A 22,766-nucleotide genomic window follows, 5' to 3' on the forward strand; every position below is an offset into this window, starting at 1 on the left:
CGCCCCGCCGTCACGACGCTGCAGCAGCAGCGCGAAGAGCGTCGACGGCAGCACGAAGAAGAGAAGCCGACCCACTGCCATTCGCGTATCCGATGTGCTCGGTCTCCGCGTTCTGATCGATGAAGCCGGTTGCAGCGTGCTTCGCACAGCGCGTCGCCAAGACGATCACATCCGCTGAACGGGCCTTCTGTCGGAGTTGCGGCGAACCGACGTGATCCGCGGCCGTCACGACCTTCACCGCCGGCGCCAGTTGCTTGACCTCCTCCTGGCAGCGGGTGAGGACGGATTCATCCAGCGAGTACAGCAGGAGCGTCAGCGGCGGGATGGCAGTCGCCGGCTCGTCATCGGCTTCACCACCGGCAGGCGCCTCCCACGCAAACTCGATGCCGAGTTCTTGGGAGAGGCGCTTGGCGAACGCCAAGTCAGCTGTGTCGAGCCGTTGCTGATGCAGCCACAGAGGCTCCAACAGCGCATACGCCAGGTTGCTGCGAGCATCCTCGCTGGGACATGCCGCAAGGAAGAGCCGGTCGACGAAGTCGAGGGCGATTGCTGCCCGCTCGGCAGCCACCCACCTGCTCCGCTCCGACCCAATCTCCTCCAGCAGGTCCCTGTACTCGGCCTCAGTGGGAGCCGCTCGTAGAGCAATCTCCATCAGGGCCTGGAGGACCACAAGATCCCCCGGGCCGAACCGGTCGAAGGTCAGCGCATTGCGAATGAAGGCGTGGGCCGTACGCCCTGCGGGTGCTTCATACCCAATGGCATCGATGAAGGCGCCTACCGCGCTCCACACACGGTCTGCCTCATGGTCCTGCAAGCCGTCCAGGAACTCAGCGAGCGCCGCATCTTCGCTTGCCGGACTGGGCCAGTCCACCCATCTGCGATCCTCCAGGACGGCCTGGGCCTCGGGAGTTCCCCCTGCGATCGCCTTCAAGAGCGCGCCCCAGGACTCGACCGGTACGTGAGATTCCAGCGCACGCGCGACTGTTGACTCGACCAAAGTTGGCTGCTGTTCGGGAAGCAGGCCTGCTGACGCCTCGGCCGTCTTCTCCTGCTCCAGCAGTTCCACGACGTGCTTCCACACGGACGACGGGATTTCGCTGTCATGGCCGCTGTGCTGGGTGGCGGCTACAAGGCGTTGCAAGACCGCCATGTCCTCACGGACTCTGGCGGCAAGCAACAACACCGTCATGGCCTGGGGCCCAAAACTGCTGAACTCGCCGGAGAGTAGATCTGGGATCACCCTGCCAGATTCGATCAGGCTGCTCTTCGCGGCATCTAGATCGTTCTCCGTTAGCGGCTTCTCCAACGCCACCGAATAGATAGCATTAAGAATCGCTTCCCGGACTGGAGCAGGCGGGTTCTGGCGAACAATGTCAAGAAGTCCGGGGAATGCAAGTACATCTGCACTGCGCCCCAACCGGTCCAGCCTCTTGATGTGCAAGTTGGCCAGATTGGTTGCAGTAATGCCACCGGTTGCGGCCAATTGCTCCAGCACATCAAGAGATGCCGACTCGCCACCCGCTGACAGCGACGCGTCGAACTCGGCCAAGAGCCGTCCCATGGGCTTGGCGAGTCGCCACAACCTGGGCGGCCGGTTTGCGACTGTCCGCTGCATGAGTTGGAGTGCCTCAGCCAGGTTCGTGCGGTGCTGAGGAGTCTTGCCGGTGGTGAGACGGAAAGTTACCCCGGGCCCGAAGTGGTCGAGGATGGCCTTCTCGATGGGATCATCGGGGTCGAGTTCGGCGGGACGCAGGCCCCACAGCGGGTTGTAGGCGATGTACGTCGGGCCGGCGAAAGCACGGATCAACTCAGCCGTCTTCGCCGCGTCCACTGTGTCTCTCGCGATGACGTACATCACGAACCGACGATCCCCGCTTGGGTACGTGCGGGGCAGCACGATGGGAGCATCGTCGCCGCGCCGAAACGCCTGCACGAAGGGTAGGGTCCGGTGGCCGTGGCGGTATTCCGGGTCGAGGTTCGGCCAGACCCCGTTTCCTTCCCCGAAGAACATCTGCAAAAAGTGCTCGGACTGCTCACGTGTGCGCTGCTGGATCTGATTCACGCGCCGGCACCCCACCTCTGCCTCAGGTCCAGCCGGGCCTGGCTTGCCTCTGGACCGCCGACTTTGTACGTGACCGATTCATCGTTGACCGCCATGCCACGGACCGTGTAGTTCATCGATCCAGTCAGAATCCATTCGTCACCGCACATTGTCTTTTCATGCACATCCGGGTTCAGCACGATATGGATGAAGTCGCGTTCCGTTGACGACTCCAACCTTCGTAGGAAGGGTGCATTGTGGGGGTCTGGTCGCGTCACCACGTGGACGCCTGTCCCTCTGCTCGCGATCTGAATCAAGGCCTCAGACAACCGCCAGTCCAACGGAGGCACATCGCCGAAGAACGAGTCGTATGCGCCTTGGCTGTTGTCCAGAACCTGGATATCAGTGATCCACGGCGAAACCAGCCAGATCTCGTTGCTTGGGTTCACCACTTCGGCGATCAAAGCGGACGACAGCATTGCATCGATCCGAAGGCCCGTACCCGCTCCGATGCGGACCGTCCGTTCCAGGACGCTCACTGCGCTGCCTCCCGAAGTTCCACTCGAACTTGAAGTTGGTCGCCTTGGCGGGCGAAGCCGCGGATCTCGCCGTACACCCGCAGGACATCGCGGTCTACTGGCAGGGCTGGCACGCGTACGAGGGCCTGTGCCATCGCTGAGCCTTCCCGCGCAGGACACACGAGGTGTACCGCAGCGCCTTCTGACATCGCTTTCTGATACGTCAGGGCCCAGTCGGTCTCGGTTACATCGATCTGCGGGATACGCTCGTCGTGCGCGACCTGCACGAGAAGCCGATCGAGCACGGGCGACCCTACGTAGGGCTGGTAGTGCTGGAGATCTTGAGTTCGAGCCTGTCGTCCGCGAGGCCACATCAGGCTGAACGCCTGGTCCGCAGTTACCTGGGAACTGGGCAGCGAGAGGCGGCCCTTCCCGGCTGCGTATGCCACAACGCGGGCGTCGACCTCGACGCCGAGCCGGCGTTCCAACTCGTTCCAGGCGTCGACGAGGCCCAGCGCCACCGCGTCCGTATCGGGGCTTGAGCCCGGGCGCAGGAGCCGTGTCGACATGGCCGACACCGCCGTGCGCCTCGGCGGACCGTCCAGGCGCTCCCAAGCTGACCGAAGCCTCTGGAGCGCAGCAGCCGCTGCCGTCGAATCATGAGCACCGCGAAGAGCCCTTATCGCGTCGGCGGCCTCGCCGCCGGGTTCCTGAATGAGGTGCTGTAGGAGACGAGTCAGCGTCGCGTCGACGTACTCGTAATCGCTGGGGGCCAGCGCACTGGCAACGAGCCCCCAGAAGCGGCGTGGGTCTTCGGTGTAGTACTGCACGAGGTGCTCGACGACGCCCAGGCCCCCGATGGACGTCTCACTCAGCCACACAGTAGCCGGGTCACCCGGGCCGTCTCCGGGGAGCACGTCGACGATCAAGTCGCCTTCCTGCGCGTCGGGGCAGGCGCGCTGCGCCGCGCTGGCTATTGCAGCGGCGAGGGTGTCTCGGTACGCCCGCTGAGCCAGTTCTTCGGTCAGGTCAGCCACGTCGGGTGCCACCAGGAGTTCCGCGGCCCTGTCGAGGGCGGCGATCACACGATCGTCGTGGGACAACTCCAGAAGGGCAGTGACGAGACGATCACCGTCCACGGGCTGTTCAGAGTCGCTGTTGTCCCGGTAGAGGACCTTGAAGATCTCAGCGAGATTATGACTCCATGATCCATTGGCGAGCGAAGCCCGCACCTGCTCGCCGGTACGCATACCGTCGAGACCAGCCAAGGCGAACGCTGTCAAATAAACCTGGGCCAGCCACTCACGCTGGAACGTGTTCGTGATTTCGGCGAGTGTTGGATCTTCAGAGACTGCCTGCGAAAACGCCAGCGACCGCCATTGAGGACGGGCGAGATACGCACGGATAGCAGGATCCGCGAGGTCCAGCGGCCGCAGCCTGACGTGGAACGCATCGACATCAAGCCGGAACCCGAGGGCCGCTGGCTGACCGTTCACTTCGTAACGCACGGTTCGCTTCTCACTCCCGCCGCGCTTACGAACGACCTCGCAGTCTGCACCCATCGTCATACGTCGAACCTCGATGGGGTTGCCACCGGCATGCGTCGCAAAATTCACCGAAACGACGCGCTGAGACCACAGAGATGGGTAGGGAACAGCTGCCGGGCTCAGCGGCACGTCCTGGGAGGCAACGATCTGCGTGCCCCAACGGGGAACGCCCTGAGATCGGGTGTCGATCTCCTGCGGAGGTTGATCGAGGATGAGTTGATGCGGGCGGAAGACCTCAACAGAGGAGTCTTCTCCGTGAGGGTGCCAGGTCCCCTCGGGATCGTGACCGCGGACGATGTCAGTGAGCGGCAGGGTGTTCGTACCGTCGGGAGGCAGCGGAAGCCACGTGCGATGCTCGTCGCGACGGTAACCATAACGGCGGCTGACCCGCCCCGGCACCGCCTCGCGCAGAGCCCGGGCGATGGGCAACTGCTCGACGCTGTCGCCCTCGGAGAACGGAAGCAGCAGGTCCACCTCTGGCAGATTCAGAGGCGCGAACAACGACTGGGTGACGAACTCTGGCAGGAGAGAACCTTCCCTTGCCCCCGAGTCTTCACGCAGAGGGTGCCACCGGCTCCGCAAACGACGCAGGGCTGTCGGTACTACGGCCAAGAGCAGTGAGCGGGGCTGCTCCCACAGCAGTGCCTGAGCTTCGTCTGCGCTGATCTGGAGGGCCTTCACCAAATGATTGGCGAGGTCATCCTGGAGTCCGGAATCGTCGAGGAGCGCCTGGAGCAGATCTGCGAGCAGGTCTTCGGATGCCGGGTCCCGCTTCTGCGTGGCATTGCTGTATGGAGCCTCCAGCAGCTTTCGAGGATCGGCCCACGGGTTCCGACGGCGGAGCTTCCGGGCCGTCCAGTCAAGAAGAGCCTGCGCACCTTGGATCTTCAGGACGAACCGGTTACCCACGGGCAGTGTTCGGGCCGGCACCTCGGGGGCGAACAGGGTCTCGTAAGCCTGGTAGGCAAGGCGGTCACGACCGTAGTCTGACAGCGTGACCACAGTGATGGGACGAGTCCCGCGCTGACGTCCGGCCCGACCGCGGCGCTGGATGAACGCGGCGGCATCCCGGGGCGCCTTGTGCTGCAAGACCAGACCGACGCGCGGGTCGTTGAAGCCGACCTCCAGCGAGGCAGTGGCCACTGTGAGATCCGCGTCGTGGTCGACGCCCGCGTCCTGCGATGACGTACGGCCGATGCGCAAATGATGGAGGCGGAGGCTGGGATCGAGGTCGTGGCCGATCTTTTCGACGAGATCCCAGGACTGTCCCTCGCGGTACCGGGCACCGTGCTCGTCTCGATCCGGGGAGCGAAGGCCTGCGAGCACGGGGTCCCAACCGTTACGGCGGCCGGACCGGGTCTGGCCGCCTTCGGCATCACGGAGGTCGTCGTAGAAGCGGTTGGTGACGTCGAGGTCATCGGTGAACAGGAAGCCCTTGGAGCCGTATAGGAAGCGGTCGCTTTCGAGGTCCAGCACCCGCCCGTAGAGCATCGCTGTCTGGATCGATGCCGACAGCAGGCTCGCCCCGGCGACGGGGTCCCCGCGGAGGGCGATAGCGTATTCGCGGCCTTCGGCTTCCAACTCAGCTTCAGCCGGCTCGATCGACTCGATGTCGCCCGGACGCAGCCCCGTGAGCTGCGCGAAGAAGTGCTTGGCGTCTCGCAGTGTGGCGCTCAGCCCGACGAACGTGACGGGCCGATCGACCGCATCCCGCCAGCGGCGGAGGAGGAGGGCGACCTGCGCACCGTGCACACCGGTGTAGGTGTGGACCTCGTCGAGCAGGACAAGGGCGGGACCGGGGTTGCCGCCGCACCAGCCAAGAAGCCGCTCAAGGTTGCTGTTACTGCTGGCCTGGTTGAGCGTTTCCGTGGTGGTGAAGAGGAGGTCAGGCTCCTTGTCCTTCAGCGAGTCTCGCGTCAGTGCCAGGCGACCGTCCTTGATCGTGTAGCCGCACTTCGCATTCGCACAGGTGAGCCGTTCGCGGCGCTGGAGCCGGTCACTGTCTGACCACACCAGGTCACCCGTCCCGCAATCGGGGTTGGGGCAGGCTAGGTACGGGCAGATGGCCCCGTCTGCGGTTCGCGCCCAGGCTCCGCGAGCCTGGCTCCCGGGCTGCAACTTGGGATCGTTGATGCTCCATGGCGTGCTGCCGTAGAGTGCGCCGATTCGCAGGGGACGGCGTCCTTGGGCACGCAGGGCGGGCTCTACGCCTTCAGCCGCGCGAACCGCGTCCCGAAGTTGATCGCGAAGCAGTTCCAATCGTGGGTAGAGCGCGAGGGTATGCACCCGCGGTTTTGTGCCTGGGCGTGCGTGCTCTGCCATGGCGGCGAACGCCGGCAGGTAGAAGGCGAGCGTCTTGCCGCTACCGGTGCCGGCGCCGACGATGATTCCCGCTGAGCGCCGACCGCCAAGCGCCGTAAACACGGCACGGGTCGCTTTCAACTGGAAGTTTGCCAGCTTGTAGCTTCCGACGTGGGCCGCTGCGACGGAATGCTGGAGGTCGCGCCAGTGATCAAGATTGGCCAGTTCAGCCAGGGCGACGTCCGCGGGGATGTCACGGCGGGGGTAGCGGCGTGGGGCTACGTGGAGCCGGTAGTCGGCAATCAGTCGCTTCTGCTGTCGCCACCAGCCTCGTTCCGGCGGCGAGGACCATCCGCCGCGTACGAAGAGTTGCCGGAGCCCAGCCGTCAGCCTCAAGGTCTCTGCCATGCGGGTCCGGTACCGCGGCGGAGAGACGACGGGCACCGGTACCTCGAGTAGCAGGGCCCGCTCGAGGCACTCCTCAAGAACCTCGTCGGGTGAGGCGCCGGATGGTGCGTCTTGCCGTGTGAGAAGTAGTTCGTCGATGGTCTCCAGAACCTCGGCCTCGGAAAGCGAGCCTTCCGTTACACCCCATGAGAGCAGCGGGAGTTCGCGATCTTCGAGTCGGTTGAGGAGAGCATTGGCGAATCCTTGACCGAAAAGCTGTGTCACGCGCCCTTCCTTGTCAGTGAGACCTGGCCGTCCATGGCGAATTCGCGCAGGAGGGCGATTTCCTGATCTGTGATGTCACGGAGTGTCGGTGCGGGCCGACTGTCGAGGCGTTCGAGGAGCGCGAGTAGTTCAGCTGGAGGCTCCTTTGCATCGCGCAGCGACTCGGCAAGAGACTCCCACTTGGTCACGAACAGCGTGATGTCGCCCGTGGTCACCGTTTTGGCTGATGCCGCCCGTTCCAGGTCCACGCGACGTGACCGAGCCGATGCTTGCTCTTGCGGAGGCAGCATCGGAATCCTGGCCAGGGGAAGAGCGGCGAGACGTCGACCAGACCACTCGGCCCACGCCGCTAGATTCTCTTCACGGATGGCCGTGGCTGCTTCCTGCACCTTGCGCTTGGCCGTATTGAAGGCTTGGTCGCCGGGCCATCCGTTCTCAGCCCGCCGAGTGAACGGCTCCAGTCCATCGCTGGCTGCCGGCAGGCTCGCTACGACTGCTGCGCCCTGGTCCTTCAAGGCAAGCGCCACAGTGACTTCCCTGCGAAGCTCTGCCAGGCGTGCCGTCAATTCGCTGATACGTGACGCAACCCGGGCTGCTTCCTTCTCCCCAGCCGCGCCCTCAGACAACTGCCGGGCACGGTCCTGTAGTTGCAGCGCCATCTCGTAGACGGGTCTTTGTGTCATTCGTTATCCCCCTCCTGCGCGACGGGAGCCTCGGTCGTCTTCCAAGAGGCAGAGGCGAGGTGCGCTACCTCACTCCATTCACCGAGCACCGTTTGCATGGCGAGAGAGACGCTGTCGATGGCAGTGGTACCCGCTCGCGCTTCAGCCCTTCTCAGCGCAGCTTCCAGCCACGATTCGCTTTCGGAGAGCAGGAGAAGGATGTCTTGTATGCTTGTGCCGCGATCCTGCGCTGCCGCAGCAAAGCGAGCGGCCTGGCGGACACGGTCGGTTCGACTTTCATCTGATGCCCGGGCGAGGTCGTCTTCCAGTTCGGAGACCTTGCTCCATTCGGCCTGCCTGCCTCGCTCAAGAAATTCCTCGAAACGGAGTGTCTGATCAACTCCGAGGGGCATCAGCCCATTGACCTCCTTGGCCGCGGCGAGAGCGCCCTCAATTGCGGAGAGGGTGTGTGCGCTGTTGGTTCCACGAGGGTGACGGCTCCGGATCTCGCCCAACAGCCGTTCGAATTCGGCGAGTTGAGCGTCCACCAGCGTCGGAAGCGAGGCGAAGCCAGTTACTGCCTTCTGGACCCAAGACGGAACCTGCGTCCGGTCGACCGTCCATTCCCACTGAGACGCCGCTTGCCTCAGCAGGGGAAGCACTCGGGCAGCGTCGATCATCCTCACCGCTCCGGTCACACCCTGGGCGACACCCACGGCTTCCTTGAGTCGATCTACGAGAGCAGGACGCGCATCGAGGTGACGCTTCAAGGCGTCGTTCCACTGCTTTGTGCGCAGCGCGACGTCTGTCCGCTCCCATCCCTGGCCTTCGTCAAGGACCGCAGTCAGTAGAGCAGCGGTCTCCATCCCTGGGTCCGCCTGACCAGCGAGCATCGCTCCCAGCAGGGAAGCACGTAGACCGAGCACCAACTGCTCGTCGGTGATCTCTAGGTGGCGCTGAACACGGGAAGTAAGGGCTGGTCCGTGCTGGTCGGCGTACGTTGCGAGACGCCGAATGTCCTGGCTCCTGACCTGACCCTTTCCCGCCTCTGCACACAACAGGCTCTCAAAGAAGTAACTGTCCTTCGCTGTACGCCCAAAGCGGATAGGTGCGTCAGCAGCGCCAGCCAGCCGTTCATCCGCCCCAGTTACTGAAACCACGGTCGCATTATTAGGCCAGGCCTTATCTGTCACCTTCTTTGGCTGCTCATGCATGAGCGGTGATTCCCAGCGGTATCGCTGGAGCACGGCCGTTGCAATTATGGAGCGGACATTATGAGCCGTCGCGTTGTCGAGAACCTCTTCCTTTGTCAGCCAGACCTTGACGGTTTCCAGTTTCCGCTTCAGGGACCGGGGAATATTATCCGCATCGATGGTGGACTCGGGCTCTTTATCCGGTTTCTCAGCCTTACGATCTGCCGTGGAGATTGTTGACGTTGCTGCCGGAATCCTTCGACTTTTCCCATCCAAGGGAGGCAAGGAGAATGCTTCCAGGATTGTTTCATCGATCTCATTGGCGTCCGCAGGAGCGTCTCCCCAAAATAGCAGGAGGGTTTTTCGGCGTTCAGGATCGACGCGGTCATGGTCGTCGATGAAGGCATGCGCATCTCGCCCCAGTTCCTTGTCGATTTCGGCTCTCGGGAACCGACGTCGAAATTCAGAGTCGGGGAATTCTCCTCGGCGGATTTGGTCGGCGTGATTGATCAGAAGGGGGCGTACGACACTGCCCAGGACGGTCCGGGGGACGAACGACCAGGGTTTCGTTGAGTCAGCGGTAGAGTGGACGGTTCTGACAAGCGCGGAAGCGTTGAAGGGGAACAAGCCGTAGCCCTGCGGTGTCACGCCGAAGGCCTCGTGACAGCGTTCCCGTAGAGTGCATCCGTCACACGCGTTAGGCGTCTCCCCGTCACGTGCTGTCTCCAGAGCGTTTCGGCCCACGCGGGCCGCATTGAGATAGCGTCCGACGAATGAGGCGATTTCTTGGCTGCCGGTGTCAGTTTGACTAAATGGGACATCCAGGTTGTAGACGTATCCTGCTGTGGCTCGAATGCGGCTCAGCGCGGTCTCTGGAATTTGTTCAAGGTAGCCCGGGGTGACAGCCATAAGCGTGCGGATTGGGGCGAGCGATGTCCTTCCGTCTCGGTTCGCTGCTTCGATAACTGCGTCCAGGAGGTCCTGTTGGACGCCTTGGATGAGAGCAAAGTCCTCAATTAGAAGAATGATTTCCTTGCCAAGTCGCTGATACTCCGCGCGTACCTGCATCATGGCGTCTAGGAGACGTCCTGCGCCAAGGTTGGCCGCGTTCTTGACCGCAGCTTCCAAATTCCTGTTGAGTAGATCCACGGCCGTGGCCTGTAGGTCGTCTCGCGTAGCAATCTGATTAAGCAGCCGGGCGACCATATCCGAAGCGGCGTTGTCATAATCGACGTCTAGGGGCAAGTCCTCAATGGTGAAGCTCTCGGGACGCTCGTCTTGCCCGCTACGACGATCCTTGAGGAGTTGAGCCGCGAGTCGCGGAACAAACTTCCCTTCCGACAGCATGTGCTGCCGAATGAACGGGTCATGCAGCATCGCTGCCAGTCTGCCGGGGCCGGCAAGGACCCGTCCTGGCCCAGGGATCTCCTTCGGTGGCGTCGAAGAGAGGCGCTCACTCAGTTCATTGAGGATTCGGCGGCCAAGCGACTCTTGATCAATTTCGGCAGTGAACCTGTCGACATCATCCCTGAGCTGTGCTAGCTCGCTGCTGTCTGCCTTGGCGATGAGAGCCTTGACCACTGCCTTGAGACTGGTCATAGAGCGTTCGAGATAGATGACCTCGTGGGTGGCCGAGTCGGGAATGAACTCCGGGAGTTTCTCGCGCACCCATCGAATCAGATGGGACTTCCCGGACCCGGTGTCTCCGAGGACCAACATCAGGAGAGCGCCTGAGTCCGACTTCTTCGTGACGAAGTCGTCTATCACCGACCGCTCATTGATCAGGTCGCCGATGGGCTGGACCTGCTTGTCCTCCGAGACCAAGGCGCGCTTGATACGCAAGGGTGCATGCGTGGCAAGGAATACGGACCGGTGCGGGCTGATGGCCTCGGTGTTGATCGTGGCAGTTGCGGTCGCTGGATCCCAGCAGAGGTCGCGGAAGTCAGCCATTGACGGCCTCCAAGATGGTGATGGCGCTGACCGGCCGTGCAGATGACCTATCCGGGTCGTGCACCTGGAGAACGTGTTGAGCATCGTCATCGTGCTCCAGCCGCAACCACTTCTCGTCTTCACCGCGAAGCAGCGCATATGAGAGAGCTGCGCCGGCTGCGGTGTCTCCCGGTGAGCGGAGTCCCACCGCTCGTGAGTGAGCACCACCTGGCAGTACAGGGAGCTGTTCGCGGATTGTACGCAAGAGCTCCACTGCGTTTATCCTCACGTCGGTTTGCTGTAGTTCGGCAAGGGTTTGTCTCACGGCGACTGTGCAGTCAGGGACAAGCCGGTTTGCGTTGCCTTCCTCGATTTGGAATAGAGGCGCTCCCGCTAGACCCAGAGGTGGCGCCCAGTAGTTGAAGCGAAGCCAACGAGTGTGATTGGAGAAAACGGGTCCTGCCTCAGGACGCAAGGCCTCTCTCTGCTCGTTCTGCGCCCTGAGCCAGTCCATTGGATCTGTGGGATCAAACGTGAGCAGCCACGCCAGAGCTCTGGTGAGGTCGCGAGGTCCGGTTTGGTCAGGTGAGTCGCCAAGCGATGTGTTCTTGGCAGGATCGAGGATCGCGCGTCGGAGTGCGGAGCCGAACGCAGATACGTCCTGGCCGTCGAGGTCAACAGCCTGGCCAGCGAGAAACAGTTGCTGATCTTTCCCTTCGATCCGAATTAGGTCCAACTCTTCCAATGTGCTGATTGCCTTATCGAAGGCGGGCTTGTCCTGTGTCTTCTCGCCGCGGATTGAAGGTGGAGACAACAGAGCACGCGCTTCTTCCAAGGGGGGTGCCTTCTCAAGGCAGGCGAGCAGCCGCACCACGGCCCATGCTTGTGATGGCAGGGCTGCGCCTACGTTTAGGAGAGTCATCAGAGTTCCTCCAAGGCACGGAAGACCGGAAGCTTGGCTCGGTGAATATCGATCAGCAGGTCACTGGCCCGGTCTGGGTGTCGAGTTTGGTGCGGGTGGAGGAGGTATGTGACGTCCTCCGAACTGAACCGTGCGGCGGTGTCGTAGTCGAGTGACGCCGAATCGTCCAAGATCCAAACCACGGGGCCGGCCCATGACTTCAGCAACTCTGCATCCTCGTCGAGTACAACAGGGTGTGTACGTGCTGCCTTCTGGAGCACCTCTCGGCATTGTGCCGTGACACCAGGACCACCAACGATGGTCATGTCCCGCCGGACCAGCCGCTCCAGGAGGCGGGGCACGTAGAGCCGCAGTTCCTGCTCGTCCTCCCACCACAAACTCAGACACGATAGGCCGTCACGGTAGTGGGCCAGCGGGTCTTTCACGGGAGGTGCCGGGAAACGCAGCCACGGCCGAGGCTCACCCGCGAGTCGGTAGAAGCCAGACTTGTCGGGGTGCCCAGTTGCCCTGCAGTTCGGGCATCCGCGGCAGGTCACACGGGTTGGCAAGGAAGCTTGGCCTCGACGCAGGCGGTAGTACTCCCCGAGGACATCACCAATGCACTGACTTCCACCAAGCGCCTCTTGGAGACCCTTGAGGGATTTCTTCTGCTCATCAAGAAGTTTCTTGCGCTCTGCCTCGAAACGATCAGCGAAACGCTCCGTAGTGTTGACTTGCGGGTCTTTGATTGTGACCTCAGCTTGTGTCGCCACGCGCTTCTTGAACTCCTCAACGCGCTCCTCCCAGGCGGATTCGAGTTCCTCACCTTGGCGCTGAGGAGGTTGCGGCACGTGGAGTTCGATCAGCTTCGCGCGAACCATGAGATTCAAAACCCGAACGTTCCACGACCTATTAGTTTCAGAATCCTCGCTGACGTGGCTGGGGCGGGAGTCTAGATTGAGCCTGTAGCGGCTGCCGCCGAGTTGCTGTTCTCGTCGGAACATGGCATCCCAGCGTTTCCACGCTTTCTCAGAGGAGATGACTGGTTCGCTACCGAGGGTTTCGGCGATGTCCCGGTCACCGGGTGCTGTCACCATGTAGGCGACTGACGGGTTTCCGTCGCGGCCGCCTCGGCCGATCTCCTGGTAGTACCGGTCAACGGTTTCGGGTAGGCATGCGTGTAGCACGGTCCGAACGTCCGGCAGATCTACACCCAGCCCGAATGCCGAAGTGCCGACGACAATGTCGTACCTGGTGGAGACTCTGCTGTCGGCCTCGGTGGATTTACCGCCCCAGCCCTCCACTGCATCGCGTCGGTCCTGGTCACTTGAGTCCCCGGTTACATGAGTGACTCGATGAAAGCCAGCAGTTTTAAGGCGCCTCGTCCATTCTTTTGCGTCTGCCACTGTCGAGACGTACAAGGCCATGGGTTTAGGCAGGAGCGACACAGCCTCAAGAATGGAGTTCTCGCGGCGTTGAGTGGTCGCGGACGCGTTGATGTAATAGGTAGGTTCGTGACGAAGTTGGGAAGCCCAGACAATCTGAGCTTTGTCTGGTCCTGCAAAGAGATCTTCAAGCGTGCTGACTTGCTGTGTGGTGAGGGTGGCACTCATGGCGACCGTGACGGGTGCCAGACCTTCGGGAGCCTTGCTCAACCAGGTGCGACGATGGCTGGACATGGTCTGGAACTCGGGTCGGAATCCGTTGCCCCACTGTTCCACGAGGTGGGCTTCGTCGATGACGAAGTACTTGAGCAGACCAGCTCCTGCCGCGTCTTCAAGCGGCTTGCGCAGACTCCGGACAAGAGCCTCAGGTGAGGTGAATACGAGGCGCTGCCGGCCCGTGCGGATGTCATCGCGCATCTGCTGCTTGACGTCGTCCGGCAGGCCACCGACATAGGCATAGCGTCCCGTAGGACTAGTCCGCCCTTGCGCCTCCATCAGAGGGCGGGTACGGCGCTCCATGTCGAGGGCAAGGACGACGGTAGGCACGACCACCACTGAGACGCCGGCGCTTCGACTCGCGAGCAGCGCAGGTGCCTGGATGACTGCGGTCTTGCCGTGCCCCGTGGGCAGGCAGATGATCACGCTGCTGCCTGGTTGCGCGAGCGCGACGGCCCGCGCAGCCTGCCTTTGACCGAAGGACAAGTACTGCTCGTGCGTCGCGCCGAGCGCCGCCGTCCAGAACGGGTCCGCCGGGTGGGGTTCCCGGCGGCGACGGTGTTCGGCCGCTTCTCCTAGGTACACCTGCCGCAGATCCTCGCGAGCTACTGCCGCCGCATCGTTCTCTTCCACCGGTGGATGCCAGGGCTTCGCTGTGATGTACAAGCCCCGCTCGTGTGGCATCGCATCGCAGTGCAGTTGTGACCATTGCTCTTGGGAGGGCAGTACAGGGTGTTTGGGGACAACCAGGCCGTTGTGGACCCCGCGGGCCTGGGCTTCAAGCAGGACTTGACGGATGAGGGCCGCCGCATCTCGCCATCCCGACGACCCGTTGTCCAGTCCGACGAGGGCGTCGCGGAGGCGTCGCAGGGTGCCTTGGCTGTCGTCCATGGGCGGAACCGAGGGCCAGGAACGCAGAAGTTCGTCGGCTCCTGTCCAACTGTCAATGTTTAGAGCAGCTTTGGACAGGGAGGTGCTGCTTGCGTCAGGAGCCATGCCGCACCCTCCTATACCCGCTCTTCACGATGCACGTGGCCGCGACCAGTCGCACTGTTGGCTGGGTGAGTCCCTCGACAAGGGCGTCCGCGACGGACACGTCCGTTATGTAACTCTCGGTATCTCCCAGGAGGTGGCTGGCTGCCCCACGAGACTTGGCCTGGGCTGCAGCTACCGCGAGGCGACGGCGGGCCGCCTTCTGTGCGCGGTCGCACATGGCAGGGAGTTTGGTTACCTGCTCAAGCTCTTCGAGGGCGATTACGTTGGCTGATTTTGCTGCGGCTGCGTAGTACTTCCACCCTCCGAAGATGTCGGTGAGTTCATGGATCAGTTTCGGGTTGTAGTTGTGGTCCTTGTTGTTGTCGTAGGGCTTCTCCAGCCATACGAGGGTCTGCTCGTCGGTAACGGCCTTCGTGCTGCCTGCTGCGACCCACACCTTGAGGGCGAAGGGGGGAAGGATCCGGTCTGCCTGTCGGCGGAGCGCGAGGCGGGCCTTCTCCGCGCCCACATCGTTGACCAGGGCGACGGCGCCGTTAATGTTGGCTTCTACCACGAAGTCGAAGCCGAAGTAGGGCTCCAGTTCGCCCCGGTGGTTGGGGGCGAGTCTCCAGAAGGCCGTGGCCTGCCCTCGGTCATCGGTGTAGATGACCGAGGTCAGCATGTCGACGAGCGGGTTGCCGATACGGAACAGGCGGGTGCCGGAGGAGCGCAGTGCGTCGGCCCGGAAGAACGTGGCCTCAGCGGCTTCGGCCGGCACTTTGGTCTTCAGCCTCTGGTAGAGGTGCGGGGAGACCAGCGGCTGGGCCTCGAGGTTGAATTTGTGGCGGATGCAGCCGTTCACCGAGCGTGTCCAGTGCGGCAGCTTGATGCCGGAGGATCCGTCGCCGGCGTAGTTGAGCAAGGCATCTTCGATCTTGCGGCGCGGCTGCTCGAATTTTGCGATTTCGGCAGCAACGTCTGTCTGGTAGGTGGCGGACTCGTGGACGGCCTCGACTCGTTCGAATTTGGCGATGGCAGCCCGAGCGTCCTTCAACTGGGACGCGACGTGTGGCGATAAGTTGGCCAGTCCGTCCGGTCCTTCAACGAGGGCGGTGCACCACACGCCCGCGAGATCCCTTGCAATGGCGTCCTGCAGGGTGGAGACCGACCCGGAGAAGATCTGGTAGCCGTCTTTCAGTAGAGCCTGCCAGGCCCCGGTGAACTCGCCGGCCTCGGCAAGGACGAACTGAGTGGCGGGGTCCTGACCGGTCTCCCCGAAGTCGGGGTATCGGTCGAAGCGGCCGAGTCGTTGCTCCAGACGGTTCGGTGACCAGGGAAGCCGCAGGTGTACCGCTGTGTTGGTGGTTTGCAAGTTCAGGCCGTCGTCAGCCGAGTCGTCCATGACGAGTACGCGAGGCAGCTTCTCAGCCCCACGAGCATCCCGAGGGTTCTTCGGATAGGGAGCCCGCCATGCCTCTACGGCCTTGTGTGACGCTTCCGATCCGGCGTGACGGGTGTGCTCGGCAACGAGCACGTCGGGGAGGCGACGCTGCAGTTCTGCAGCCAGATTCGATGCGAGCGAACCGGCTCCCGCGAAGATCGCGGTTCTTCCGCTCTGGGCCACGATGGGCAGGAGGACGGCAGTGAGCTCGTCCGTTTCCTCTTTGAGGAGGTCCTGTTCGAGCTTCGCTTCGAGCCGCTCCAGGAGAGTCGACTCGTGCGTGAGCAGCGGCGGGCCGGCCAGCAGGTCGCGCTCCTGGCTCGTCAGGCCAGCACGACCTGCTGCCTGCGTGTCTTGGCGCACGCGCCACCGCAGGGAGTCCAGGAAGTCGTTGGAGGGACCGCCGAGTCGCGAGACAAGGATGCCGAGAACGAGACCGTACGCGGATCGTTGTTCATCGAGGTTCTCGTCAAGGAGACGATCCCACGTTTCACGCTGCCAGGTCCGTGCAGTCTCCGTGGCAATGGAGTGCAGCGTCCCGTCACCGAGGAGTTGGGGGAGGGCTCGACCGCGTACGACATAGGGGACGAGGTCGGAGTCTTCGTCGTCACGCAGGACACGGGCTCGGCGGTGACGGATCACTCGGCGGTCGAGCCGGTACGTCTCGCTGATGTGAGCACGGAGCGCCTCGACACGCAGGGCGAGTTCGGGCGTGTTCGCTTCGTCGGCGAGCTCGTCGTACTCGTCGAGGAGTTCGAGGATTTGCGGGGCCAGCTCCTCGAAGAGCGGGTCTTCGGGGATGACGTCCCGGATGCGGTCGATGGTGGAGGGCAGAAGGGGAGGGAACTTCTCATCGAGGCCGGAGACGCGGTCCGCGAGCTTCTCACGCATCTCGTGACGACGCGCGAAGGCGTCCCGGTCTTCCCAGCTGTAGAGGGCGGGGTCGAGGAGGTGTAGAAGGGCCAACTGAGCTGTCGGTCCGGCTGTGATCGGTGTGGCTGACAGCAAGAGAAGCTTGGGGGCGGCGTGGACCAGGGCGCACAGTTCGCGGTACCGGGGGTCATTATTATCGGCGTTGTGCACCAGTTCGTGAGCCTCGTCCACGACGACGAGTTCGCTGTCGTGGTACTCGGCCCAGTTCTCCGGCGTCTCGTGGGATGAGTACCGCACGCGGCGGTCAACGAAGTCGCTGATGAAGAACTTCTCGCGCAGTTCGCTCAGCCACTGCCGCCGCAAAATCTCCGGCGTGATGATCGTGATCCGGGCGCTCGGGTTGTCGATCAAGGTCTGCCGAATGACGTAGCCAGCCTGGATGGTTTTCCCCAGACCGACTTCGTCGGCGAGGAGATACCGCTGGACCGGATCGGAGAGCACGGTCAGGGCCGCGTGGATCTGGTGGGGGTAGATCTCGACCGCGGACGACAGCAGGGCGGGTGTGCTGGCACAGGCTGCCCGCTGGCCGATGAGGTTGTGAAGCAGCGGTAGCCGAGTGTTGTGGTAGTAGCCGGATTCGTTGCCCCCCGAGACCAGCACTTGGAGCGGGTCGCGCACAGGTTTGTCCCACCGGACGCGAAGCTCGGTCTCCTGCACCGGCAGGTCTGACTGGGTGTTCGGGAAGTGGACGAAATACGTGGGACGCCGGGCCAGTTGTACTCGCCCAGCGAGCCACGCTCCCGTGTTCGGGTTGCGCCAGAAAACGCGAGTCTCCCGCTTGAGCACGGCGGGCCGGCATGCAGTCGCTGGAACCGTGCGCGACTCGACTTCTGGCTCGGCGACGGACTCGAAGAAGTCGATGCGGAGAGTACCCCCGTCGACAGCCCCCACTCGGCCGATTCCGGGCGCTCCTGTGAACGTGACAAGGTGCCCGACCTCGAAGTCCGGAGACATCCTTCTGCTCGCCCCCCACCTGCTGATTTAACAACTGGCACGAGCTTAAGCGCACCCACTGACAACACAGTCGACGGAGCAGACCGCGAATTCGCACGCACTTTCGGTACTGGACGGTAGGCACTCCTGCGGCGCCCTCTTGCGACGCCTCATATCTCCCTAATGTGAACTAACTGAACTTATCGGGCGGCTTTGCTGTGTGCATCGCGGCGTAAAATTCGGCCGAAACGACGTCTTGCTTAGGGATGGCGGCGCTGTCGCAGGGAGCCGTGCACGGCAACGAGACTCTTGCCGTCGCCGGGGGATGACCTCCGCCTGACCTGCGTCTGCATGCTCGAGACGCGCTGCCTTGTATGCCCGGATGCGGCCGACTCGTGCCGACGTGATGTGCATATGCCTCCGGCAGTGCACTCAATCCCGGACAGAGTCTCCAAGATCAGGAGCGGTGCCGATGTCAGTGGCCTGGGATGTACTGTCTGGGCGTTCGCCTCGCTGTCCGTCCGCGGCGTGGTATCGGCGCAACAGCTACATCACCGAGAGAGAAAGAAGCCTGTGAACGTCCCCGCCCCTGCCGGTACCGCGACCCTCGTCGCTTACATCGCCACCATCCCGGCTGCCAACCTCGCTGTCACCCACTTCGGAGCAGTCCCCGTCGGCTTCGGCTATGCCGCCCCCGCCGGCGTCTACATGGTCGGCCTCGCCCTGGTCCTTCGAGACCTCGCTCGTGAATCCGCTGGACGAGGAGCTGTCCTCGCGGCCATAGCCGTCGGAACCGTGCTGTCGTACTTCCTCTCCACCCCTGCGCTCGCTGTCGCTTCGGCATCTGCCTTCGCGGTCGCCGAGATCATGGACTTCGCCGTCTACGAGCCCCTCCGCAAGCGCGGCCTGCTGATCGCGATGCTCGCCTCGAACGCGGTCGGTTTGCTCGCGGACAGCATTCTCTTCCTCAAGCTGGCCTTCGGCTCTTTCGACTACCTGCCCGGTCAGATCCTTGGCAAGGCATGGATGACCCTGGCCGCGATCACTGTTCTGACACTACTCCGACGCCGTAAGCAGGCGACCGTCTGAGAGGCCGTTCTCTTTCCGAACCTCGTGTGCCTGTTCTCGCTGGTCAGGCGTGACGTAGCTGCTGCTGCGGGAGCCTGGACCTGTTGCCGGGCGAGGAGTCGTGGAGGTGGCGGATGCCGTCGATGCGGACGGCTCTGGCGGACGCCGAGGAGGTGCACCGGCGCCGGGTGATCGGCCTGGAGCAGTACTTGGAGGCGCTGGCCGAGGAGAACGCGTCCGCCGTCGTGGCCAGCGAGATGTCACAGAAGAAGGTGGTCGGGCCGCGCCGGGCGGTGCCTCACCGGCGGCACGCGAGTGAGGTGACGGAGCTGTCGCCGGACTATCAGGCGTTGATGGCCGCCGCGGCCGATGGGGGAGACGACGGGCTCGGTGCCCGGCGGGCGGCGGTGGTGCTGGGCTGGGACAGTGCGTCCGTTTCCCGCGTCGAAGGCGCCAGGGCACGGCTTAAGCGGCTGGTGGAACGGGGCTGGCTGGTCGAGGCGAAACCGGGCAGGTTCACGCTGCCTGTCCCGCCTTCGCAGCAGGACACTGGTGCCGGGCGGCCAGGCGGCGGCTCATGAGCATGGTCATCGACCACAGGACGACGGCTTCGCCGGTGTCGGGGCGACGTTCGTAATCCCGGACCAGGCGTCGGCTGCGCAGAAACCAGGCGAACGATCTTTCCACGACCCAGCGGCGGGGCAGCACCTGGAACCCTCGTGTGTCGTCGCTGCGGCGGACCACGTCGAGGACAATATCGAGCTGGGCTGTGCTCCAGTCGACGAGGTGGCCGGTGTATCCGCCGTCGGCCCACACCCGTGCCAGCCGCCCGAAACGCTCCCTGGCCGCCGGCAGCAGGACGCGGGCGGCGTCCCGGTCGGTGGTCGACGCCGGAGTGACCAGCACGTCCAGCAACAGCCCGAGGGTGTCGGTGAGCAGGTGCCGCTTGCGTCCGTTGACCTTCTTCCCCGCGTCGAAACCGCGTGAGGCGAGGGCGACGGTGGCATCCGCCTTCACCGACTGCGAGTCGATGACCGCCGCACTCGGCTCCGCATCGCGGCCCTCGGCCCGGCGGACGGTCTCCCGCAGCCGATCGTGCAGCTCGGCGACCAGGCCCGCATCCCGCCAGCGGGCGAAGAAGGCATACACTCGCGGCCAGGGCGGGAAGTCCGCGGGCATCGCCCGCCACTTGATGCCGTTGTCGACGAGGTAGCGCACCGCGTCGATCATCTGCCGGTGGCAGTAGCCCTCCGGTCGCCCGCCCCGGCCTGCCAGCCACCCCGGCACCGGCAGCAGATCCCGCACCAGGGCCCACTCGGCATCGCTCAGGTCCGAGCCGTACCGAGCCCGGCGTCCCGGCCGGTCGGCCGCGTTCCCGAACCTATGGGCGAGACAGTCACACCCAGGAGTGGACGGACTGGACCCGTCACCCGTGATCACGCGACACTTCGACAACAGGGCCTCTTGCTCCTCGCTGGACTCGACATCCGCGAGCTACCAAGAGGCCCTTCTTCCATGCGTCCACAACGGCAGACTCACCCGAACCAGGCCCCTGTTCGAACCCCGTCGATCACCCGGCCGGATAGAGAACAGCCAGTGAGCGAACCATAGTTCTGTGCGCTCTGGTGGGTCGGCCTGATCGACGGGTTGGTCGAGCCAATCGCGATTGCTTCAAGATCGCAGGTGGGCAGATACCCGTGTAGAGACAGAACCCAGCGATCGCTACCACCACGCTGCGAGCCGCACGGCTACTTTCACCAGGCCCCAACAACGCCTCGGAGTCAACTTGCCTTGCTGCTAGCCCCTTCGATACGGTCGCGTCATCAATGAGGGCCCCACCATGCCTAGGTCTGGTGGGGCCCTTTTGTGTCCCCTCGAACCCCGCGGGGACCGAGTGTCGCGTGCCACCGTCTCCTTCAGGTTTGGCGGCCAGGGGGACGGCGGCCGTGCTCATGCGAAAAGGACAACTCTTGAGTAGACACCATGGCACAGGTTCCAGCCAGCAGTCACCCGGGGATGGCCCCGTGGACGACGCCTGGGCGGAGGCTCCCCCATCGACGTCCTCCCACGTACGACGCGCCAACGTACAACTGCTGGTCGGTGGCCGTACCATCTTCGCGGTGTACGTCTCGCCTGCGATTGTGGCAGGCGCAACAGGTGCGGCCCTGGTACTCGGGGCGGTGAGTTGGGGCCACTGGCCTTGGCTGTAGAACCGTGAGACAGGCCGCGGGGGATACGTGCTCCCGCGGCCTTCGGCCCGTCAGTGGAAGGCACATGGCCAGAGCTTCGCTTGTCTTGTCTTCGTCCTCTGGCGGGTCGTCGGGCGCAGGTACCTGCCGTGTGACTTCCATTTGCCGCTCAATGCCGCGCAGGTTCTCCTGCAGGTCCATGGTCACCACACCATCAACCGAGACCTTCAGTGGGTCAGCGAGCAGCTTCGCGCGACGCTCGCCCAGGACCTCGAGAGCGACGGCCCGTACCGACCGCAGCCGGAAGAAGCGGCGTTCCAGGCCGGCCGGGTCGGTGTCCGGGCCGAGCTGCGCGAGGAGCCACGACCGCTGGAACTCGTCCATTCACATCCCTCGATACGAGGCACGGCCCGGAGCCAGACGGGGGAGCCAGCTCCGGGCCGTACAGGTGAGCGTATTACGCGGAGGACGAGCGTGTCCGCCGCGACGTCGACTTCTTTGCACCGACGCCGTCGGCCTCGCCCTGCTCCTGGTCCGGCGTGCCCGCGGTCGGGCCTGGCCCGCCGGCCGCGGTCGGTTCCGGCTCGGCGTCGTCGGGCGACGGCGCATCCCAGGCATTCGGATTCGTCACCTCTGCGGCGATCTCCGGTGCCGGGCTCTCGCCGGGCAGCAGGATCAGGTCCTCGTGGGTCTCCGGGTCCTTCACGTACACGGCAGCGATCAATCGGCGCACGGGCATCACAGGACCTTCGCCACGATGTGCGCGTCCGGGGTGTGCATGACGGGCATACCCACCGCGGCACCCTTGGTCCAGATCTGCACGGGGTCATCCTGCACCCCGCGGGTGATGATCAGGCCAGGAGCGTCCTCACGGATGATCTCCGGGTTCGACCCGCGCGACAGCACCAGGGCCTCCGCCGTCACCCCGTACATGGTCTGCGCCCACTTCTCCCGCTCCGGCGGCACCAGAATCCACAGGTCCTCGGGCAGCACCTTGCGGGGCTTGCCGTCCACCCGCACCTGGGCCTTGTAGAACTGGATCGGCGGCAGGCTGTAGTTGCCGCGCACCACGTTGATCTGCTGTGGGGTGAGCGTCGCGGTCGGCGTGGTCGACGGGTTCACGCTGCCGTAGTAGGCCGCCCTGTAGGCGTTGTTCGCCGCCAGGTAGCTGAACGCCTTCCGGCTGGTGATCACCAGCTCCGGCTCCGGTGCGCCGATGTCGTCCAGGTGCTGGATCCACCGCAGCTCGTCCGCGATCGGGTCGGAGGCCGGGTCCGACCACGGTATGCGGGCGACCGGCATGTTCTCGGCGGGGACGTTCCAGTCCACCTCCAGCGTCAGGCCGTTCTCCTGCTCCAGCGTGAACCGGCCGTCCGTGAGCACGTCGCCGGCCGCCAGCTCCAGCCGGGAGCGGATGGCCTCGACGTGGCGTTCCACGTCGTCGTACAGCAGCTCGATCAGCCGGTCCTGGTCCGAGCCGTGCGACGCCTCCAGCAGGATCTGCTCCTGCTCGGAGACGACGAGCTTCTGCCCCAGCGCGGGCAGCGCGCCCTCGCGGGAGGTCTGCCACGCCTCACGGGTCGCGAACGGGACGCTCGCGTTGAACGCGCGGTACTTGGCGACGTTGACGTACCGGCCCGAGTCCTTCGTACGCCACTTCACCTCGCGCATCTCCACGGTCGGGAAGATGGTCTGGGTGAGGAGGAAGTCCTTCGGGGACGGGATCGCCCTGGCGAACGCCGTCAGGTCCATGACCGAGACGTCCTTGAGCAGGTACTGAATCGTCACAGCTCAGCCCCCGC

General features: G+C 63.9%; 13 protein-coding genes. 2 read left to right on the plus strand and 11 right to left on the minus strand.

The genetic code is table 11. The features are described 5' to 3' along the window. Window positions 1–10: 10 nt before the first annotated feature. From dpdD to dpdE, 8 genes are read right to left on the minus strand one after another with little or no spacing between them, the layout of a single operon-like run. Entirely contained in the window at window positions 11–2,062 is a 2,052-nt protein-coding gene (dpdD, locus tag ACFPZJ_RS01225; RefSeq protein ID WP_381015905.1) for a protein DpdD, read from the minus strand. Next, window positions 2,059–2,580 carry a phospholipase D-like domain-containing protein DpdK gene (dpdK, locus tag ACFPZJ_RS01230; RefSeq protein ID WP_308114528.1) on the minus strand — a complete coding sequence of 174 codons (522 nt, stop codon included), beginning with the start codon at window positions 2,578–2,580 and terminating at the stop codon, window positions 2,059–2,061. Before dpdK ends, dpdD begins: the two co-directional genes overlap by 4 nt. Next, entirely contained in the window at window positions 2,577–7,079 is a 4,503-nt protein-coding gene (dpdJ, locus tag ACFPZJ_RS01235) for a protein DpdJ (protein ID WP_381015907.1), read from the minus strand. Before dpdJ ends, dpdK begins: the two co-directional genes overlap by 4 nt. Then, window positions 7,076–7,762, minus strand: coding sequence for a hypothetical protein (locus ACFPZJ_RS01240; RefSeq protein ID WP_381015909.1), 687 nt, complete (start codon window positions 7,760–7,762; stop codon window positions 7,076–7,078). Before ACFPZJ_RS01240 ends, dpdJ begins: the two co-directional genes overlap by 4 nt. Continuing rightward, entirely contained in the window at window positions 7,759–10,884 is a 3,126-nt protein-coding gene (gene dpdH / locus ACFPZJ_RS01245; protein WP_381015912.1) for a protein DpdH, read from the minus strand. Before dpdH ends, ACFPZJ_RS01240 begins: the two co-directional genes overlap by 4 nt. Continuing rightward, complete coding sequence (gene dpdG, locus ACFPZJ_RS01250; RefSeq protein ID WP_381015915.1) at window positions 10,877–11,785, minus strand: protein DpdG; 909 nt, start codon at window positions 11,783–11,785, stop codon at window positions 10,877–10,879. The genes dpdH and dpdG overlap by 8 nt, the downstream gene beginning before the upstream one ends. After that, on the minus strand, window positions 11,785–14,421 hold the full coding sequence (gene dpdF / locus ACFPZJ_RS01255) for a protein DpdF (protein ID WP_381015918.1): 2,637 nt from the start codon (window positions 14,419–14,421) through the stop codon (window positions 11,785–11,787). Before dpdF ends, dpdG begins: the two co-directional genes overlap by 1 nt. Next, window positions 14,411–17,728 carry a protein DpdE gene (gene dpdE / locus ACFPZJ_RS01260; RefSeq protein WP_381015921.1) on the minus strand — a complete coding sequence of 1,106 codons (3,318 nt, stop codon included), beginning with the start codon at window positions 17,726–17,728 and terminating at the stop codon, window positions 14,411–14,413. Before dpdE ends, dpdF begins: the two co-directional genes overlap by 11 nt. 552 nt (window positions 17,729–18,280) lie before the next feature. On the opposite strand from dpdE, the gene ACFPZJ_RS01265 reads away from it, so the two are divergent. Together ACFPZJ_RS01265 and ACFPZJ_RS01270 are read left to right on the plus strand one after the other, a co-directional pair. Beyond that, entirely contained in the window at window positions 18,281–18,796 is a 516-nt protein-coding gene (locus tag ACFPZJ_RS01265; protein ID WP_381015923.1) for a VUT family protein, read from the plus strand. 113 nt (window positions 18,797–18,909) lie between these two features. Next, window positions 18,910–19,356 carry a hypothetical protein gene (locus ACFPZJ_RS01270; protein WP_381015926.1) on the plus strand — a complete coding sequence of 149 codons (447 nt, stop codon included), beginning with the start codon at window positions 18,910–18,912 and terminating at the stop codon, window positions 19,354–19,356. On the opposite strand, the gene ACFPZJ_RS01275 is transcribed toward ACFPZJ_RS01270, so the two are convergent. From ACFPZJ_RS01275 to ACFPZJ_RS01285, 3 genes are all read right to left on the minus strand, one after another. Next, on the minus strand, window positions 19,292–20,215 hold the full coding sequence (locus ACFPZJ_RS01275; protein WP_381015929.1) for an IS5 family transposase: 924 nt from the start codon (window positions 20,213–20,215) through the stop codon (window positions 19,292–19,294). The genes ACFPZJ_RS01270 and ACFPZJ_RS01275 overlap by 65 nt on opposite strands. Before the next feature lie 1,206 nt (window positions 20,216–21,421). Further along, entirely contained in the window at window positions 21,422–21,703 is a 282-nt protein-coding gene (locus ACFPZJ_RS01280) for a hypothetical protein (protein WP_215166575.1), read from the minus strand. Continuing rightward, on the minus strand, window positions 21,703–22,752 hold the full coding sequence (locus ACFPZJ_RS01285) for a major capsid protein (RefSeq protein ID WP_381015932.1): 1,050 nt from the start codon (window positions 22,750–22,752) through the stop codon (window positions 21,703–21,705). The genes ACFPZJ_RS01280 and ACFPZJ_RS01285 overlap by 1 nt, the downstream gene beginning before the upstream one ends. Window positions 22,753–22,766 lie beyond the last annotated feature (14 nt).

The organism is Streptomyces bullii (genome assembly GCF_042657145.1).
In the GTDB taxonomy this organism is placed as follows: domain Bacteria; phylum Actinomycetota; class Actinomycetes; order Streptomycetales; family Streptomycetaceae; genus Streptomyces; species Streptomyces bullii.